This is a genomic window from Xanthomonas euroxanthea (assembly GCF_900476395.1).
Classification (GTDB): Bacteria; Pseudomonadota; Gammaproteobacteria; order Xanthomonadales; family Xanthomonadaceae; genus Xanthomonas; species Xanthomonas euroxanthea.
Genome location: NZ_UIHB01000001.1, coordinates 927161 through 943079, shown reverse-complemented (window position 1 = coordinate 943079; position 15919 = coordinate 927161). Strand labels below are relative to the sequence as shown.

The following is a 15919-nucleotide window of genomic DNA, read 5'->3' as shown; positions in this document are numbered from 1 at the left end:
ATCCGGTAGCCACCACCCTGCGCGGGCCAAGCTCCGCGCCACCGACGATGACCTCCATGGACATGCAACAACCCTGCGTTCTTGTGGTCGACGACGACCCGGACCTGCGCAAGCTGATCGGCGAGTTCCTCAGCGCCCACGGCTACCAGGTCGAGGTTGCCGAAAACGTGGCGGAGATGCGCAAGCGCATCGCGCAGCGCCGCCCGGACCTCATCGTACTCGACGTGATGATGCCGGGAGAAGACGGCCTGAGCGCAGCGCGGGCGCTGGCCAGCGAGCGTGGTTCACCTGCGGTCATCATGCTCAGCGCGCTGGGCAACGACACCGACCGCATCATCGGCCTGGAAGTGGGTGCCGACGATTACCTGGCCAAACCCTGCAATCCGCGCGAGTTGCTGGCGCGGGTGCGCGCCCTGCTGCGCCGCAGCCAGGCCAGCAGCGAGCAGGCCGACCAGCGCGGCAACGTCTACGAGTTTGCCGGCTGGCGGCTGGACGTGGTCCGCCGCGACCTGCGCGACCCCACCGGCATCTTCATCAACCTGTCCGATGGCGAGTTCGCGCTGCTGCGCACCTTCGTCGAGCATCCGCAGCGGGTGCTGAGCCGCGACCAGTTGCTGGACTACGCCCGTGGCCGCGACACCGACGTCTACGACCGCGCCATCGACAGCCAGATCAGCCGCCTGCGCCGCAAGATCAACGAGCGCGTGCATACCGAGTTGATCCGCACCGTGCGCAACGAAGGCTACATGCTGCTGCCGGGCGTTTCGCGTCTGTGAGCAAACCGGCACGTCGCGGGCTGTCGATCTTTGCCCGGACCTTCGTGTTGCTGGCGGTGGCGCTGCTCACCGCCCAGGCGGTCGGCATCGCGCTGCTGGTGATGCGCACCCCGGTCTACGAGCCGCCGGTGCATCCACCGGAGGTGGTGGCGCTGCTGTCCACCCGCATGCCGGCCGGCACCCAGACCCTGACGGTACGCGAATCGGCCCAGGCCCCGCTGCCGCCGGCAGGCCATGTGCGCGATGGGTTTGCGGAAATGCTGCTGGCCCATTGGCTGGATGTCCCCGAACAGCGCGTGCGCTTCTACCGCAGCGCCGACGATCGCCAGGGCCCGCAGCTCGGCATGGCGCGGCCGCAAATGCCCGACCAGCCGCAGCGCCCCGGGGCCGCTGGCGGCGATGCCAGCCCCGCCGGCAATCGCCGCGATGCCGCGCAGCGATCGCCGCCAGCGGCAGGCGCCTGGCCGGGCGATCGTGCCCCCGGCACCCCGCCGGTCGGCAACAGGCTGGGTCCGGACGCTCCCCCTGCCGCCTGGGAAAGCGAGCGGCTGACCCCGGGCGTGCCGTTGCTGGATGGCTTCACCGCCGCGCTGCAGCAGCCCGATGGCCGCTGGCGTACGGTCGAATCGCCGCCACGGCAGCTGTCGGCCGAGTTCAAGACCCACGTGGTGCTGCTGTTCCTGGCCGGCCTGCTGGCCAACGTGCCGCTGGCGTGGTGGTTCTCGCGTGCGCTGTCAGCGCCGATCAAGCGCTTTGCCGAGGCCGCCGACCGGCTGGGCCGCAATCCGGATGCGGCCGCACTGCAACGCAGCGGCCCGCCGGAGATCGTGCGCGCGGCCGACTCGTTCAATGCGATGCAGGCGCGCCTGAATCGCCTGATCAACGAACGCACCCACATGGTGGCGGCGATCGCGCACGACCTGCGCACGCCGCTGGCACGCCTGTCGTTCCGCCTGGACGGTCTGCAGCCGCCGTTGCGCGACAAGGCGCTGGCCGACATCGACGAGATGAAGGCGATGATTTCCGCCGCGCTGGATTTCATCCAGAACGATCGCCACCGCGGCAAGCGCGCGCCGCTGGATCTGCGCCTGCTGGTGGAGAGCGTGGTCGACAATGCCACCGACATCGGTGCCGATGCCGAACTGCTGCCCGGCCCGGAAATCACCCTGGATGGCGACCCGCTGGCATTGCGTCGGGCGGTGATGAATCTGCTGGAGAACGCGCTGAAGTACGGCAAGCGCGCGCGCCTGCAGCTGCAGCGCGATGGCGAGGACGGCGTGCTGTGGATCGACGACGACGGCCCCGGCATCGACCCGACCCAGCGCGACCAGTTGCTGCTGCCCTTCGTGCGCGGCGAGTCCTCGCGCAATCGCGACACCGGCGGCATCGGGCTGGGCTTGTCGGTGGCGCACAGCATCGTGCTGGCGCATGGCGGCGACCTGCGCCTGGACAACCGTGCAGCAGGTGGCGGCCTACGGGTGACGGTGCGCCTGCCGTGCATGCCGGAGCGGCGCTAAAGCCGGGCGGGAATGCGGTCTTGCGCACGCGCGCTCGGCGGTACCGCCGCGCCCGGGTCCATGCCTGCCAGCAACGCGCCGCGCGACAGCCCGGCGAGGCGCTACGGCTGCGGCACTCCGCAAGCACTCAGTACGCGAACTCGCGGAACACCCGATCGATGTCGCCGTTCCATGCGCCGTGATACAGCGCCAGCTTGCGCTCGGCGGCGGTCACACCGCTCTCGGCGATCTCGGCGATTACGTCCACAAAGCCGGTCTCGTCCTGGCCATCGGCATTCAGCCGCGCACGCCGGCGCAGGCCCTCGCGGGCGATCTTGACCGCTTCCACGGCCAGCTCGCGCAGCGTGCCGTCGCGGAACGGCAGGCCGAGTGCCTGCCTGGGCACCCCGTCGCGCAGCGCGTGACGCTCGGCGGTGCTGAAATCCTTGACCAGATCCCAGGCCGCATCCAGCGCGGTGTCGTCGTAGAGCAAGCCGACCCAGAATGCCGACAGCGCACACAGCCGATCCCACGGGCCGGCGTCGGCGCCGCGCATTTCCAGGTACTTCTTCAGACGCACTTCCGGGAACGCGGTGGTCATGTGATCGGACCAATCGCGCAGCGTCGGCAACGCGCCCGGCAGTGCCGGCAACCGGCCCTGCATGAAATCGCGGAAGCTCTGCCCGCTGGCGTCGACATAGACACCGTCGCGGTAGGAAAAATACATCGGCACATCGAGCAGGTAATCGACGTAGCGCTCGTAGCCGAAGCCGTCTTCGAACACGAAATCCAGCATGCCGGTGCGATCGGCGTCGGTGTCGGTCCAGATGTGCGAGCGGTAGCTCAGGTAGCCGTTCGGCTTGCCTTCGGTGAAGGGCGAATCGGCGAACAACGCGGTGGCGATCGGTTGCAGCGCCAGCGACACGCGGAACTTCTTCACCATGTCCGCTTCGGTGGCGTAATCCAGGTTGACCTGCACGGTGCAGGTGCGGGTCATCATGTCCAGGCCGAGCGAGCCGACCTTGGGCATGTAGTTCTTCATGATCTGGTAGCGGCCCTTGGGCATCCACGGCATTTGGTCGCGGCGCCACTTCGGCTGGAAACCCATGCCCAGGAACCCCAACTGCAACTCGCCGGCCACCTGGGCCACTTCGTCCAGATGGGTGCCGGTTTCCACGCAGGTGTGATGCAGGGTTTCCACCGCCGCGCCGGAGAGCTCCAGCTGGCCGGCCGGCTCCAGCGTCACCGAGGCGCCGTCGCGCAGCAGCGCAATGGTGTGGCCGTTTTCCTGCACCGGCTCCCAGCCGAAGCGGGTCAGGCCGGTCAGCAGCGCCTGGATGCCGCGCGCGCCTTCGAACGTGGGCGCGCGCAGGTCGTCGAGCTGGAAGCCGAACTTTTCGTGCTCGGTGCCGATCCGCCAGTCAGCACTGGGCTTCTCGCCGGAGGCCAGCACCTGGACCAGTTCCGCGCGTTCGGTGATCGGCGTTTCGGCAACGTGGCTGGGACTCGACAAGGGCAGGCTCGCAGGAAAAATTTAGGGGAACGATGTGGGGATCCTCCCCTGCCACCGCAAGGCCCGCACTATAACCGCAGGGCATGGAAAGAATTGCTGCCATCGACCGGGTCTGAGATTTCCATCCATGCGCACGGCGTGGCCGACGCAGCAGCAAGCGCGACACCACCGCCCGAGGGCAGGCATGACGGAGGGTGCGGCAGGCCGCAGCCGTTCACGCTGAACGCGGACACCCGCAAATCCCCGCAGGCAGGATGCACGGCGTTCGATCACCCAGGCCGCGCACCCGCGATCCTGTAGCATCGCCCGGCCATGACCGTTGCGCCCACCCCCACCGACGCCCTGCTCGCGCAGATGACCACTCTGATGCACTGCGAGCGCGCCGACGGCTACGCCTGCGTGAGCGCACGGCGCGAACACGGGGCGCGCTCGGTGGACCTGACCCAGCCGCAGTTCGCGATTGTGCTGCAGGGCCGCCAACAGGTGCGCAGCGCGACCCAGTCGCTGCAACTCGTGCCGGGCGATCTGTTCCTGGCAACGCGCCGTTGCCGGATCGATCTGATCAACACGCCCGACCCGCAGACCGGGCTCTACATGAGCGCGGTGGTACCCCTGTGCGAGGAGGCACTGGCCGCTGCGCGCGCGTTGTGGAACGAGCCGCTGCCCGAGGCGGGCGCCGACATCGCGCGGCTGCCGGCGATCGATGTCGCACTGCCGCTGCGGCAATGGCGCGATGCGCTGCAACGCGGCCTGTATACCGAAGCACGCCTGGCGCTGGCCTCACTGGTCATCCACGTCTGCCGTCGCGGCCATGGCGGCCTGCTGCTGCCGCCGGCGCCAAGCATCGCCGAGCAGGTGCGTACGCTGATCGTCGCGCAACCGCAGCGGGCGTGGCGCTCGCGCGATATCGAAGACAGCCTGGGCATCAGTGGCGCCACCTTGCGCCGGCACCTGGCCGCCGAACAACGCTCGCTGCGCGAACTGATCACCGATGCGCGGCTGGCGCACGCGATGGCCCTGCTCTACAGCACGCGCTGGCCGCTCAAGACCGTGGCCGCGCGCGCCGGCTATCGCTCCACCCGCAGCTTCAGCCAGCGCTTCCAGCAGCGCTACGGGCTGGACCCGGCCAGCATCGGCAATAGCCGCTAGGGCGCCAACGCGAGCGCTTGGCGCAGCGCATTGAGCGAATCGCGCAGCTCGCTGCCGCCAGCATGGCGACATCGCGGCGGTTGCCGCCTGTCCTGGAGTTGCTCATGTCTGTTTCCGTCCTGCGTACGCTGGTGCCGCTGCTACTGGCCGCAAGCGCCACGCTGGCGCACGCCGCTGCGCCCGCATCCCCCCACGCGCAGGTTCCCGGCTTCTACCTGCAGCGCATTGGCACGCTGCGCGTCACCGCGTTGTTCGATGGCCGCGTGGGGCTGACGCGTCAACAACTGTCCAATGTGGACCCGGCAGAGCGCGACCGCCTGCTTGCGCGAGGCTACGTGCCTGAAGACGCCAAGGGGCTGCAGACCGCAGTCAACGCCTACCTGATCCAGGACGGCAGCCACCTCAGCCTGGTCGATACCGGCACCGCGCAGTGCCTGGGGCCCGGCCTGGGCCAGGTGCTGGCCAACCTGCGCGCCGCCGGTGTCGACCCCGCCCAGGTCGACGATGTGCTGCTCACCCACGCGCATCCGGACCACCTGTGCGGCCTGCTCGATGCGCAGGGCACACCGGCCTTTGCCAACGCCACGGTGTGGCTGTCCGACGCCGATGCCGCGTACTGGCTGGATCCCGCCTCGGAGGCCGCTGCCGCGCCGACGCTGCAGTTCGCCTTCCCGTTGGCGCGCGCGGCCGTCGCGCCCTATCAGGCCCAGGGTCGGCTGCGCCGTTTCCAGCCGGGCAAAACCACATTGCCGGCCGGCATCACCGCCCTGGACAGCCAGGGCCACACGCCCGGCCACGTCTCCTACCGCTTCGACGGCGGCGCTGGCAGCACCCTGCTGGTGTGGGGCGATGTGTTGCACTACCACGCCGTGCAGTTTGCCCAGCCGGACGCATCGTTCGAGGCCGACAGCGATCGCACCAAGGCAATCGCCTCACGGCGTCGCCTGCTGGCGCAGGCCGCCGACGGCCGCTGGTGGGTGGCCGGCGCGCATCTGCCGTTCCCGGGCCTGGGCCATGTCCGCCGCGAGGGCGCCGCGTTCGCCTGGGTGCCGACCGAGTTCGGCCCGGTGCCACAATGAAAAAACGGCGAGCCCTGGCTCGCCGTTATGGGCTGTCTGCAAGGCCAGGCGTCATCCGCCAGCCCGGCCCGGCTCACTCTGCGGCAGGCGCCGCTACGTCCAGGCCCAGCCAGCCGCCGACGATGCCGCGCAACTCGTCCACGCCCTGGCGCGACTCGCCGGAGTAGGTCTGCACGGTCACGCTGTCGCCGAAGCGCGAGGTCACTTCCTTCTTGACCTTCTGCAGGGTCTGCATCTGCTGGCCACGGCCGAGCTTGTCGGCCTTGGTCAGCAAGCCGTGCGCGGGCAGGCCGCGTTCGGCGGCATAGCCGAGCATCTGCAGGTCGTAATCCTTGAGCGGATGGCGGATGTCCATCACCACCACCAGCCCGCGCAAGGCCTCGCGGGTGCGGAAATAGCGGTCGATGAAGGCCTGCCAATGTGCCTGCAGGTCCTGCGGCACCTTGGCGTAGCCGTAACCGGGCAGATCCACCAGATAGCGCTCGGGCTGGATCTGGAAGAACACCAGCTGCTGGGTGCGGCCAGGGGTCTTGGACACGCGGGCCAGGGCGTTCTGGCGGGTCAGCGCATTGAGCGCGCTGGATTTCCCGGCGTTGGAGCGGCCGGCGAAGGCGACCTCGTAGCCGCCATCGTCCGGCAATTGCCGGGCGTTATGGGCGGACAGGTGGTAGCGGGCTTGTTCGATAAGGAGCGACATCTCCCTAGGATCGCACGTTCGGGGCCTGACGGTTTTGCTGCACTGTTCGTTGACCCTGGCGCAAAGGCGTGTCGATAATCAAAGCACGCCTGCCACAGCCAGCACCCAACGCGCGCGGGCCGGGTCCATACGGAGCTTTAGCTGATGCGCCATGCTCGTGTGCTAGTCCTCGCCGCCGTCGCCGTGCCGGTCATTGCCGCCGTGGCGTTTGCGCAATCGGCAGTCACGCCGATCCCCGATCCGCCGCCGGTGCGCATTGCCCCGCTGGAGGTGGACCTGTCCAAGACCACCTGGGGCGATGCCAAGGCCGGCCAGGCCAAGGCCGCCGCCTGCGCGGCCTGCCACGGCCCGGACGGCAATCCGGCGGTGGCCATGTACCCGCGCATCGCCGGCCAGACCGAGCGCTACGTGGCGCACCAGGTCGCCCTGATCGCCAGCGGCGAGCGCAATACCGGCATGTCGGCGGTGATGGTGCCGTTCGTCAAGGACCTCACCGCGCAGGACATGCGCGACCTGGGCGCCTATTTCGCCACGCAGAAATCCGCAGCCGGCGTGGCCGACGACGCGGTGGTCAACGAGGGGCCGTACCAGGGGCTGAAGTTCTACGAGGTCGGCGAGAAGCTCTACCGCGGCGGCGACATCGCGCGCGGCGTGCCGGCCTGCATGGCCTGCCATGGCCCGGCCGGCAGCGGCAATCCGGGCCCGGCGTATCCGCGCCTGGGCGGCCAGCATGCCGAGTACGTGGCGCGGCGCCTGAAGGAATACCAGGCCGGCACCACCCAGGAGCGCAACCCGGCGCTGTTCAATATCATGGCGCAGGTGGCGCACCCGCTCACCGAGCAGGAGATCCAGGCGCTGGCCAGCTATCTGCAGGGTCTGCACGACCGCGCCGACGATGCGGCCGCCGCGCAGCAACCGCCCGCAGCAACGCCCGCACGCTCATGAACTGACTGCCGCAACCGCCACACCGTGTCACGACGCCGGTCCCGCGACCGGCGTCGTCGTTTCCCGCTCTCCCCTCCCCATCCCCACGGAGCCCGCATGAATCTGCTTTCCCGTCTGTCCCTGCTGCTGTTGGTGCTGCTGCCGCTGGCGGCCTGCGCCGCCGACAAGAACGCCCCACCGGTGGAAGGCGACGACTACATCGTGATCGACGGCGGCCAGCCGTACGCGCCACTGGCCGGCAAGGTCGAAGTGACCGAAGTGTTCGGCTACACCTGCCCGCACTGCGCGCACTTCGAGCCCACCCTGGAAGCCTGGGTGGCCAAGCAGCCGTCCTATGTGCGCTTCACCCCGGTGCCGGCGGCGTTCGGCGGGTTCTGGGATGCGTTCGCACGCGCCTACTTCGCCGCCGACATCCTGGGCGTGGCCAAGCGCAGCCATCGCGCCATGTTCGAGGCCATCCACGAAAAGCAGACCGTGCCGACCCAGAACGTCGCCCCGGAGGAACTGGCCGCGTTCTACGCCGGCTACGGCGTGCCGCAGCAGCGCTTCATCGAGACCTACAAGAGCCAGGCGGTGGATGCCAGGCTCGATGCGGCGCGCGAATTCGCCAAGCGCAGCAAGCTCCCGGGCACCCCGGCCATCATCATCAACGGGCGCTACCTGATCGGCGCGCGCAATTACCCGGACATGCTGCGCGTGGCCGATTACCTGATCGCCCGCGAACACGCCGCGCCTGCCAAGCGCTGAACCGCGTAACCGCCACCAACGGCCGCCCGTGGCATCATGCGCCCCGCGGCCGTTCGGCCCTTTCCTCGCCCCACGCTGGAGATCCAATCCGATGAAGACCCGCTTCGCCCTGACGCTGATGGCGCTGCTGCCGATCCTGGTCGCCTGCAAGGCCCAGGACGGCTCGTCCGATACCGCACCTGCCGCCACCACGCCGGCCGCCGAGACGGCACCTGCTCCGGCCGCTGCCACGCCGGCCGCCGACCCCGCCGCGCCGCCTGCCGTAGGCGAGAGCGCCAGCACCGCGCCGGCCGCCGCGCCCAGCGCCGCACCGCGCGCACCGAACGGCCCCGAGCCGGTCGCCGGCACCGACTATCTGGATATCGAAGGCGGCCAGCCCTACCAGCAGGCTGCCGGCAAGATCGAAGTGGCCGAAGTCTTCGGCTATGTCTGCCCCGCCTGCAACGCGTTCCAGCCGCTGATCGGGCCGTGGAAGGCCGGCCTGCCGTCGGACGTGCATTTCGTCTACGTGCCGGCGATGTTCGGCGGCCCGTGGGACGACTACGGCCGTGCGTTCTACGCCGCCGAAACCCTGGGCGTGCAGGAGAAGACCCACGAAGCGCTGTACAAGGCCATCCACACCGAGCAGACCCTCAAGGGCGAGCGCGGCAAGGATTCGGTGCAGGACATCGCCGCGTTCTACGCCAAGTACGGCGTGGACCCCAAGACCTTCATCGACACCATGAGCAGCTTCGGCGTGTCGGCCAAGACCAACCGTGCCAAGCAGTTCGCCACCCGCAGCAAGCTCACCGGCACCCCGTCGCTGATCGTCAACGGCAAGTACCTGGTCAAGGGCCAGAGCTTCCCGGACATGCTGCGCATCGCCGATCACCTGATTGCGCGCGAACGCGCCACGCTGGCCAAGTGATCCTGTCGATCGCCGCCCTGTGAACGCTTCGGATTCGCGCACCCTGCGGGTGCTGACGGCCAATATCCAGGCCGGCTCCAGCACCCGCCGTTACAGCGATTACGTCACGCGCAGCTGGTCGCATGCGTTGCCGCTGGGCAGCAAGCGCACCAGCCTGGACAGCATTGCCAAGCTGGCCGGCGAGCGCGACATCGTCGGCCTGCAAGAGGCCGACCCGGGCAGCCTGCGCTCGGGCTTCACCAACCAGACCCACTATCTGGCCGAGCGCGCCGGCTTCCACTACTGGAGCCACCAGCCCAACCGCCGCATGGGCGGGGTCGCCTCCAGCGCCAACGGCTTGCTGAGCAAGCTGGAACCGCTGGAAGTGCAGGACCATGCCCTGCCCGGCCGGATCGGCGGGCGCGGCATCCTGCTGGCCAAGTTCGGGCAGGGCCGCGAAGGCCTGGCGGTGGCAGTGGCGCACCTGTCGCTGGGCGCCAATTCGCGCATGGCGCAGCTGGCCTTCATCGCCGAGTTGTTGTCCGAGCATCCCAACGCGATGTTGATGGGCGATTTCAACTGCATGGCCGACCGGCCGGAAATGCAGGCGCTGTATCGGCATACGCGCTTGCAACCGCCCAGCTGCGAGGTGCATACGTTTCCGAGCTGGCGTCCGGACCGGGCGATCGACCATATCCTGGTCAGCGACAGCCTGACGATCGAACATATCGAAGCGATTCCCGCAGCGTTCTCCGACCATCTTGCGGTCGGCATGGATATCCGCGTGCCGCTGCACCTGCTGCGCTGACAGCCACGCAAAGTGGCTACGGGTTCGCACTGGCGGACTCGACCGATGACACCCCCTCGACGCCGCCTGTGCGATAACGCAGGCGGTTTTTCGTTGGGAGCACAGCACGTGATACGCATCTTATGAGTGTGTCGGCATGAGTGCGGTAGCGCCGCAGCCTTTGCCGGTGCGCACCCTGCGCCCGGTGTTCGTGCTGGCGGCAACCGTGGTCTGCACGTTTGCGTTGCTGGTGTCGTTGTTTCCGCTGGATGCAGGCCGTGTGCTGCTGGACGCGCAGACCTGGGCCTCGCGCAATGTCGGCTGGTACTACCTGCTGGCGATGACGGTGTATCTGGTGTTCGTGCTCGGCGTGGCCTTGTCCAGCTACGGCAACATCAAGCTCGGCGCCGATCACGACGAGCCGGAATTCAGCTATCTCTCCTGGGCCGGCATGCTGTTCGCTGCGGGCATCAGCATCACGCTGTTCTTCTTCTGCGTCTCCGAACCGCTCACCCATTACCTGCAACCGCCGCAAGGCGGCACCGGTAGCGGTGAAGCCTCGGCGCGGCAGGCGATGCAGTTGCTGTTCCTGCACTGGGGCCTGCATGGCTGGGGCGTGTTTGCGCTGGCAGCGATGGCGCTGGCGTATTTCGCGTTCCGCCACAATTTGCCACTGGCCTTGCGTTCGGCGCTGTATCCGCTGATCGGCAAGCGCATCAACGGGCCGATCGGCTACACCGTGGATGCACTGGGCATCGTGGCCACCGTGTTCGGCCTGGGCGCGGACATGGGCTTTGGCGTGCTGCATCTCAACGCCGGCCTGAGCACCTTGATGGAGGTGCCGCACGCCCATTGGGTGCAGGTGGCGCTGATCGTGGCGATGATGGGTGCGGCGATCGTGGTGGCGGTGTCCGGCGTGGAAAAAGGCGTGCGCTGGATGTCGGACATCAACATGCTGCTGGCGATCGCGCTGCTGCTGTTCATGCTGTTCGCCGGCCCCACGCAGTACCTGCTCAACGCGCTGATGCAGAATCTGGGCGACTACCTTGGCAGTGTGGTCAACAAGAGTTTCGATGTGTACGCCTACGGCGGCCGCAGCGACTGGCTCGGCAACTGGACGGTGTTCTACTGGGCGTGGTGGATCGGCTGGGCACCGTTCGTGGGCCTGTTCATCGCGCGCATTTCGCGCGGCCGCACCATTCGCGAGTTCGTGCTCGGCGTGCTGCTGATCCCGCTCGGCTTCACCCTCGCGTGGCTGTCGATCTTCGGCAACAGCGCGCTGGACCAGGTGCTGCATCACGGCCAGGGTGCGCTGGCGCAACAGGCCATCGCTGCACCTGAGACGGTGTTGTACGCGCTGCTGCAGGGCTACCCGTGGAGCCGCACGGTGATCACGGTGACGGTGGCGATCAGCTTCGTGTTCTTCGTGACCTCTGCCGATTCGGGCACGGTGGTGTTGTCCACGCTGTCCTCCCACGGCGGCGAACCGCACGACGATGGCCCGCGCTGGCTGCGCGTGTTCTGGGGCGTGCTCACCGCGGTGGTGACCGGCGGCCTGTTGCTGGCCGGCAGCATGGACGCGCTGAAATCGGCCGTGGTGCTGGCCTCGCTGCCGTTCTCCGCGGTGCTGCTGCTGATGGCCTGGGGCCTGTCGCGCGCGCTCAGCCAGGAATCGCAGCGCAAGCGTGCGCAGCTCTACAGCCCCAGCCCGCTGATCGGGCAATCGCGGCACCACCGCGGCTGGCGTCAGCGCCTAGGCCAGGCGATGCACTTCCCGGCGCGCGATGAGGTCTATCGTTTCATGCACGACCAGGTGCGCCCGGCGATCGAAGCGGTCACCGCGCAGCTGCAGGAAGAAGGCTGGCAGGTCAGCAGCCGGCTGGACGACGACGACATGGAGATCAGCGTCGACCACGGCGAGCAGCAGGGCTTCCGCTACCAGGTGGTGATGCGCGGCTACCTGACACCGTCATTTGCCGCGCAGCGCCTGCGCAACCAACGCTATTACCGCGCCGAAGTGTATCTGTACGAAGGCAGCCAGGATTACGACCTGGTCGGTTACAGCCGCGAACAGATCATCAACGACATCATCGATCAATACGAGCGTCACCTGCAGTTCCTGCATCTCACGCGCTGAGGTGCCGCCGCTGCCGCGTGCGCCCCACAGGAGGTTTGCCATGCCACGTTTCCCCGACCAGTTGCTGTATATCGGCGGCCGCTATGTTCCCGCCCGCGGTGGCCACACCTTCGAGGTGGTCAATCCCGCCACCGGCGAGGTGCTGGCCAATGTGCACAATGCCGGCGCCGACGACCTGGATGCTGCAGTCGACAGCGCCAAGGCCGGCCAGCAGCAATGGGCGGCACTGACCACGGTGGAGCGCTCGCGCATCCTGCTGCGTGCAGTGGCGCTGCTGCGCGAGCGCAACGACGCGCTGGCCGAACTGGAAACGCTCAACACCGGCAAGCCACTGAGCGAGACCCGCAGCGTGGACATCGTCACCGGCGCGGACGTGCTGGAGTACTACGCCGGCGTGGCGCAGGCGCTGCAAGGCGCACAGGTGCCGTTGCGCGAAGGCAGCTTCTTCTACACGCGGCACGAGCCGCTGGGCGTGGTCGGCGCGATCGGCGCATGGAATTACCCGATCCAGATCGCACTGTGGAAAGCCGCGCCCGCGCTGGCGGCCGGCAATGCGATGATCTTCAAACCCAGCGAGGTGACCCCGCTCACCGCGCTCAAGCTGGCCGAACTGTTCACCGAGGCCGGCCTGCCCGATGGGGTGTTCAACGTGCTGCCCGGCGATGGCGCCAGCGTGGGCACCGCGCTCACCGAGCATCCGCAGATCGAAAAGATCAGCTTCACCGGCGGCACCGCGACCGGGCGCAAGGTGATGGCCAGTGCCTCGAGTTCGTCGCTGAAAGACGTGACCATGGAACTGGGCGGCAAGTCGCCCTTGATCGTCTGCGCCGACGCCGACCTGGATCTGGCCGCCGACATCGCGATGATGGCCAACTTCTACAGCTCCGGGCAGGTGTGCACCAACGGCACGCGCGTGTTCGTGCCGCGCGCGCTGCGCAACGCCTTCGAGGCGCGGCTGCTGGCACGCGTGCAACGCGTCCATATCGGCGACCCGCTGGACGCGCGCACCACCTTCGGCCCGCTGGTCAGCGCCGCGCACATGCAGCGCGTGCTGGACTACATCGAACAGGGCAAGGCCGAGGGGGCGCGCCTGCTGTGCGGTGGCGAACGTCTGCGCGATGGCGCGCTGGCACAAGGTTGCTATGTCGCACCGACCATCTTCAGCGACTGCACCGACGTGATGACCATCGTGCGCGAAGAGATCTTCGGACCGGTGCTGAGCCTGCTCACCTACGACGACGAAGACGAAGCGATCGCGCGCGCCAATGCCACCACCTACGGCCTGGCCGCAGGTGTGGTGACGCCCGACCTGGCGCGCGCGCATCGCCTGATCCATCGCCTGCAGGCGGGCATCTGCTGGATCAACACCTGGGGCGAGTCGCCGGCAGCGATGCCGGTGGGCGGCTACAAGCAATCCGGCGTGGGTCGCGAGAACGGCCTGGCCACGCTACAGGCCTATACCCGCACCAAATCCATCCAGGTCGAACTGGAACGCTACGCGTCGGTGTTTTGACCGGCCGACGCCACCTGGCAGGCCGTCGTCGGCGACACCGGCGAGCTGCGCGAGCTGAAGCCTGTAGACCGCGCTGCCATTTCGAACAAGAACAGCCGCCCACCGCGCAATCGTCTTGAAAGCCGCTTCACACCGGCACCGCAACAAGGAGAACCCCATGCAACGCGAATACGACTACATCATCATCGGCGCCGGCTCGGCAGGTAACGTGCTGGCCGCGCGCCTGACCGAAGATCCGGGCGTCAGCGTGTTGCTGCTGGAAGCCGGCGGGCCGGATTACCGGCTGGACTTCCGCACCCAGATGCCGGCGGCGCTGGCGTTCCCGTTACAGGGCCGTCGCTACAACTGGGCCTACGAGACCGAGCCGGAGCCGCATATGGACAACCGACGCATGGAATGCGGGCGCGGCAAGGGATTGGGCGGCTCGTCGTTGATCAACGGCATGTGCTACATCCGCGGCAATGCACTGGATTTCGACCATTGGGCCAAGCGGCCGGGCCTGGAAGACTGGAGCTACCGCGACGTGTTGCCGTACTTCCGCAAGGCCGAGACACGCGACATCGGCGCCAACGATTATCACGGCGGCGAAGGCCCGGTCAGCGTGGCCACGCCGAAGAACGACAACAACGTGCTGTTCCATGCCATGGTCGACGCCGGCGTGCAGGCCGGTTACCCGCGCACCGACGATCTCAATGGCTATCAGCAGGAAGGCTTCGGGCCGATGGACCGCACGGTGACGCCGCAGGGGCGCCGCGCAAGCACCGCGCGTGGCTATCTGGACATGGCACGCCCGCGCGATGGCCTGCACATCGTCACCCACGCCACCACCGATCGCATCCTGTTTGCCGGCAAGCGCGCAATCGGCGTGCATTACCTGGTCGGCAACAGCAGCGAGGGCATCGACGCGCATGCACGCCGCGAAGTGCTGGTGTGTGCTGGCGCGATTGCCTCGCCGCAGCTGCTGCAACGCTCCGGTGTCGGCGCGCCCGATCTGCTGCGCGCACTCGACGTGCAACTGGTGCACGACCTGCCCGGCGTTGGCCAGAACCTGCAGGACCACCTGGAGGTCTACATCCAGTACGCCTGCACCAAGCCTGTGTCGTTGTATCCGGCGCTGCAATGGTGGAATCAACCAGCCATCGGCGCGCAGTGGTTGTTCACCGGCACCGGCACCGGGGCCAGCAACCAGTTCGAGGCCGGCGGCTTCATCCGCACGCGCGAAGAATTCGACTGGCCCAACATCCAGTACCACTTCCTCCCCGTCGCGATCAATTACAACGGCAGCAATGCGGTGAAGGAACACGGCTTCCAGGCGCATGTGGGCTCGATGCGCACCCCCAGCCGCGGGCGCGTGCATGCCAAGTCGCGCGACCCGCGCCAGCATCCGTCGATCCTGTTCAACTACCAGTCCACCGATCAGGACTGGCAGGAATTTCGCGATGCGATCCGCATCACCCGCGAGATCATCGCCCAGCCCGCACTGGATGCCTATCGTGGCCGTGAAATCAGCCCGAGCGCGGACTGCAAGACCGATGCCGAGCTGGACGCGTTCGTGCGCGCACGCGCAGAGACCGCGTATCACCCGTCCTGCTCCTGCGCGATGGGCACCGATGACATGGCGGTGGTCGACGGCCAGGGCCGCGTACACGGCATGGAGGGCCTGCGGGTGATCGATGCCTCGATCATGCCGCGCATCATCACCGGCAACCTCAACGCCACCACCATCATGATCGCCGAGAAGATCGCCGACCGCATGCGTGGCCGCACGCCGCTGCCGCGCAGCACGGCCGACTACTACGTGGCCGGCGATGCGCCCGTGCGCGGGTGACGCTGGAAAACGCGGCGCACCGCCCCGGGTCGAGTGCGCGGCGCCCTCACCGCTCGCGGGACACGCCGGAAGTACGTTCTTATAGGCTCGGTGGCGGCATCCATGCCGCCACACGGTCCTGCAATCGGTGAGGACACCGCGCCAGAAAGTTTGCAGGTTGTTTGCTAAAAGCCCGTCTTCTGATCTCGTTGCGTTGCGAAGCTGATCGGATGCCCCATTACCGAACAGCGCACGTCATGCATTGCTTGCAACCATGCACACCGCCCAACTCGACTGGTCCTTGCCCGCCCACCGTCGCGGGACCTTACGCGGCATGGATGCCGCGTAAGAGCCTACAAGGACGTACTTGCGGCGTGTCCTGCGATG

12 protein-coding genes and 2 pseudogenes are annotated in these 15919 nt (G+C 67.9%); 12 read left to right on the top strand and 2 right to left on the bottom strand.

Annotated features, from left to right (window positions below; genetic code table 11):
* Window positions 1-56 precede the first annotated feature (56 nt).
* The 3 genes and pseudogenes from CPBF1521_RS04025 to CPBF1521_RS04020 all read left to right on the top strand — a co-directional run.
* Complete coding sequence (locus tag CPBF1521_RS04025) at window positions 57-776, top strand: response regulator (protein ID WP_104649706.1); 720 nt, start codon at window positions 57-59, stop codon at window positions 774-776.
* A pseudogene (locus CPBF1521_RS21860) lies at window positions 773-1136 on the top strand (two-component sensor histidine kinase); the annotation flags it as partial. The gene CPBF1521_RS04025 and the pseudogene CPBF1521_RS21860, both read left to right, overlap by 4 nt.
* Before the next feature lie 137 nt (window positions 1137-1273).
* Window positions 1274-2293: pseudogene (locus CPBF1521_RS04020) on the top strand (ATP-binding protein); the annotation flags it as partial.
* 127 nt (window positions 2294-2420) lie between these two features.
* Here CPBF1521_RS04020 and CPBF1521_RS04015 read toward each other — a convergent pair.
* Window positions 2421-3785: a glutamate--cysteine ligase gene (locus tag CPBF1521_RS04015; RefSeq protein WP_115676078.1), complete on the bottom strand. Its 1365-nt coding sequence runs from the start codon at window positions 3783-3785 to the stop codon at window positions 2421-2423.
* A gap of 312 nt (window positions 3786-4097) precedes the next feature.
* On the opposite strand from CPBF1521_RS04015, the gene CPBF1521_RS04005 reads away from it, so the two are divergent.
* Window positions 4098-4934 (top strand): helix-turn-helix transcriptional regulator, encoded by an 837-nt coding sequence (locus CPBF1521_RS04005; RefSeq protein ID WP_104649709.1) that lies wholly within the window; start codon window positions 4098-4100, stop codon window positions 4932-4934.
* A gap of 104 nt (window positions 4935-5038) precedes the next feature.
* On the top strand, window positions 5039-6013 hold the full coding sequence (locus CPBF1521_RS04000) for an MBL fold metallo-hydrolase (protein ID WP_104649740.1): 975 nt from the start codon (window positions 5039-5041) through the stop codon (window positions 6011-6013).
* Between the two features lie 73 nt (window positions 6014-6086).
* Here the strand turns inward: CPBF1521_RS04000 and yihA are convergent, their stop codons facing one another.
* Window positions 6087-6710 (bottom strand): ribosome biogenesis GTP-binding protein YihA/YsxC, encoded by a 624-nt coding sequence (yihA, locus tag CPBF1521_RS03995; RefSeq protein WP_024939454.1) that lies wholly within the window; start codon window positions 6708-6710, stop codon window positions 6087-6089.
* Window positions 6711-6854: 144 nt separating this feature from the next.
* Between yihA and CPBF1521_RS03990 the strand changes: the two genes are divergently transcribed.
* The 7 genes from CPBF1521_RS03990 to betA all read left to right on the top strand — a co-directional run bounded on the left by CPBF1521_RS03990 (window position 6855) and on the right by betA (window position 15553).
* Entirely contained in the window at window positions 6855-7655 is an 801-nt protein-coding gene (locus tag CPBF1521_RS03990; RefSeq protein ID WP_164739813.1) for a c-type cytochrome, read from the top strand.
* Between the two features lie 96 nt (window positions 7656-7751).
* On the top strand, window positions 7752-8402 hold the full coding sequence (locus CPBF1521_RS03985) for a thiol:disulfide interchange protein DsbA/DsbL (protein ID WP_104586010.1): 651 nt from the start codon (window positions 7752-7754) through the stop codon (window positions 8400-8402).
* 91 nt (window positions 8403-8493) lie between these two features.
* Window positions 8494-9309: a thiol:disulfide interchange protein DsbA/DsbL gene (locus tag CPBF1521_RS03980; RefSeq protein WP_115676077.1), complete on the top strand. Its 816-nt coding sequence runs from the start codon at window positions 8494-8496 to the stop codon at window positions 9307-9309.
* 49 nt (window positions 9310-9358) lie between these two features.
* Window positions 9359-10096 (top strand): endonuclease/exonuclease/phosphatase family protein, encoded by a 738-nt coding sequence (locus tag CPBF1521_RS03975; protein WP_104533297.1) that lies wholly within the window; start codon window positions 9359-9361, stop codon window positions 10094-10096.
* A gap of 136 nt (window positions 10097-10232) precedes the next feature.
* Entirely contained in the window at window positions 10233-12212 is a 1980-nt protein-coding gene (betT, locus tag CPBF1521_RS03970; RefSeq protein ID WP_115676076.1) for a choline BCCT transporter BetT, read from the top strand.
* Window positions 12213-12252: 40 nt separating this feature from the next.
* Window positions 12253-13725 (top strand): betaine-aldehyde dehydrogenase, encoded by a 1473-nt coding sequence (gene betB / locus CPBF1521_RS03965; RefSeq protein WP_115676075.1) that lies wholly within the window; start codon window positions 12253-12255, stop codon window positions 13723-13725.
* A gap of 157 nt (window positions 13726-13882) precedes the next feature.
* The gene (gene betA, locus CPBF1521_RS03960; protein WP_115676074.1) at window positions 13883-15553 is read left to right on the top strand and encodes a choline dehydrogenase; all 1671 of its coding nucleotides are present in this window, start codon (window positions 13883-13885) and stop codon (window positions 15551-15553) included.
* The last annotated feature ends 366 nt before the right edge of the window (window positions 15554-15919 follow it).

Bases quoted from the DNA above. Each gene is read 5' to 3' on its own strand.
- CPBF1521_RS04025 (WP_104649706.1), top strand. From the start codon at position 57: ATGGACATGCAACAACCCTGCGTTCTTGTGGTCGACGACGACCCGGAC.
- CPBF1521_RS04005 (WP_104649709.1), top strand. From the start codon at position 4,098: ATGACCGTTGCGCCCACCCCCACCGACGCCCTGCTCGCGCAGATGACC.
- CPBF1521_RS04000 (WP_104649740.1), top strand. From the start codon at position 5,039: ATGTCTGTTTCCGTCCTGCGTACGCTGGTGCCGCTGCTACTGGCCGCA.
- yihA (WP_024939454.1), bottom strand. From the start codon at position 6,710: ATGTCGCTCCTTATCGAACAAGCCCGCTACCACCTGTCCGCCCATAAC.
- CPBF1521_RS03990 (WP_164739813.1), top strand. From the start codon at position 6,855: ATGCGCCATGCTCGTGTGCTAGTCCTCGCCGCCGTCGCCGTGCCGGTC.
- CPBF1521_RS03985 (WP_104586010.1), top strand. From the start codon at position 7,752: ATGAATCTGCTTTCCCGTCTGTCCCTGCTGCTGTTGGTGCTGCTGCCG.
- CPBF1521_RS03980 (WP_115676077.1), top strand. From the start codon at position 8,494: ATGAAGACCCGCTTCGCCCTGACGCTGATGGCGCTGCTGCCGATCCTG.
- betT (WP_115676076.1), top strand. From the start codon at position 10,233: ATGAGTGCGGTAGCGCCGCAGCCTTTGCCGGTGCGCACCCTGCGCCCG.
- betB (WP_115676075.1), top strand. From the start codon at position 12,253: ATGCCACGTTTCCCCGACCAGTTGCTGTATATCGGCGGCCGCTATGTT.
- betA (WP_115676074.1), top strand. From the start codon at position 13,883: ATGCAACGCGAATACGACTACATCATCATCGGCGCCGGCTCGGCAGGT.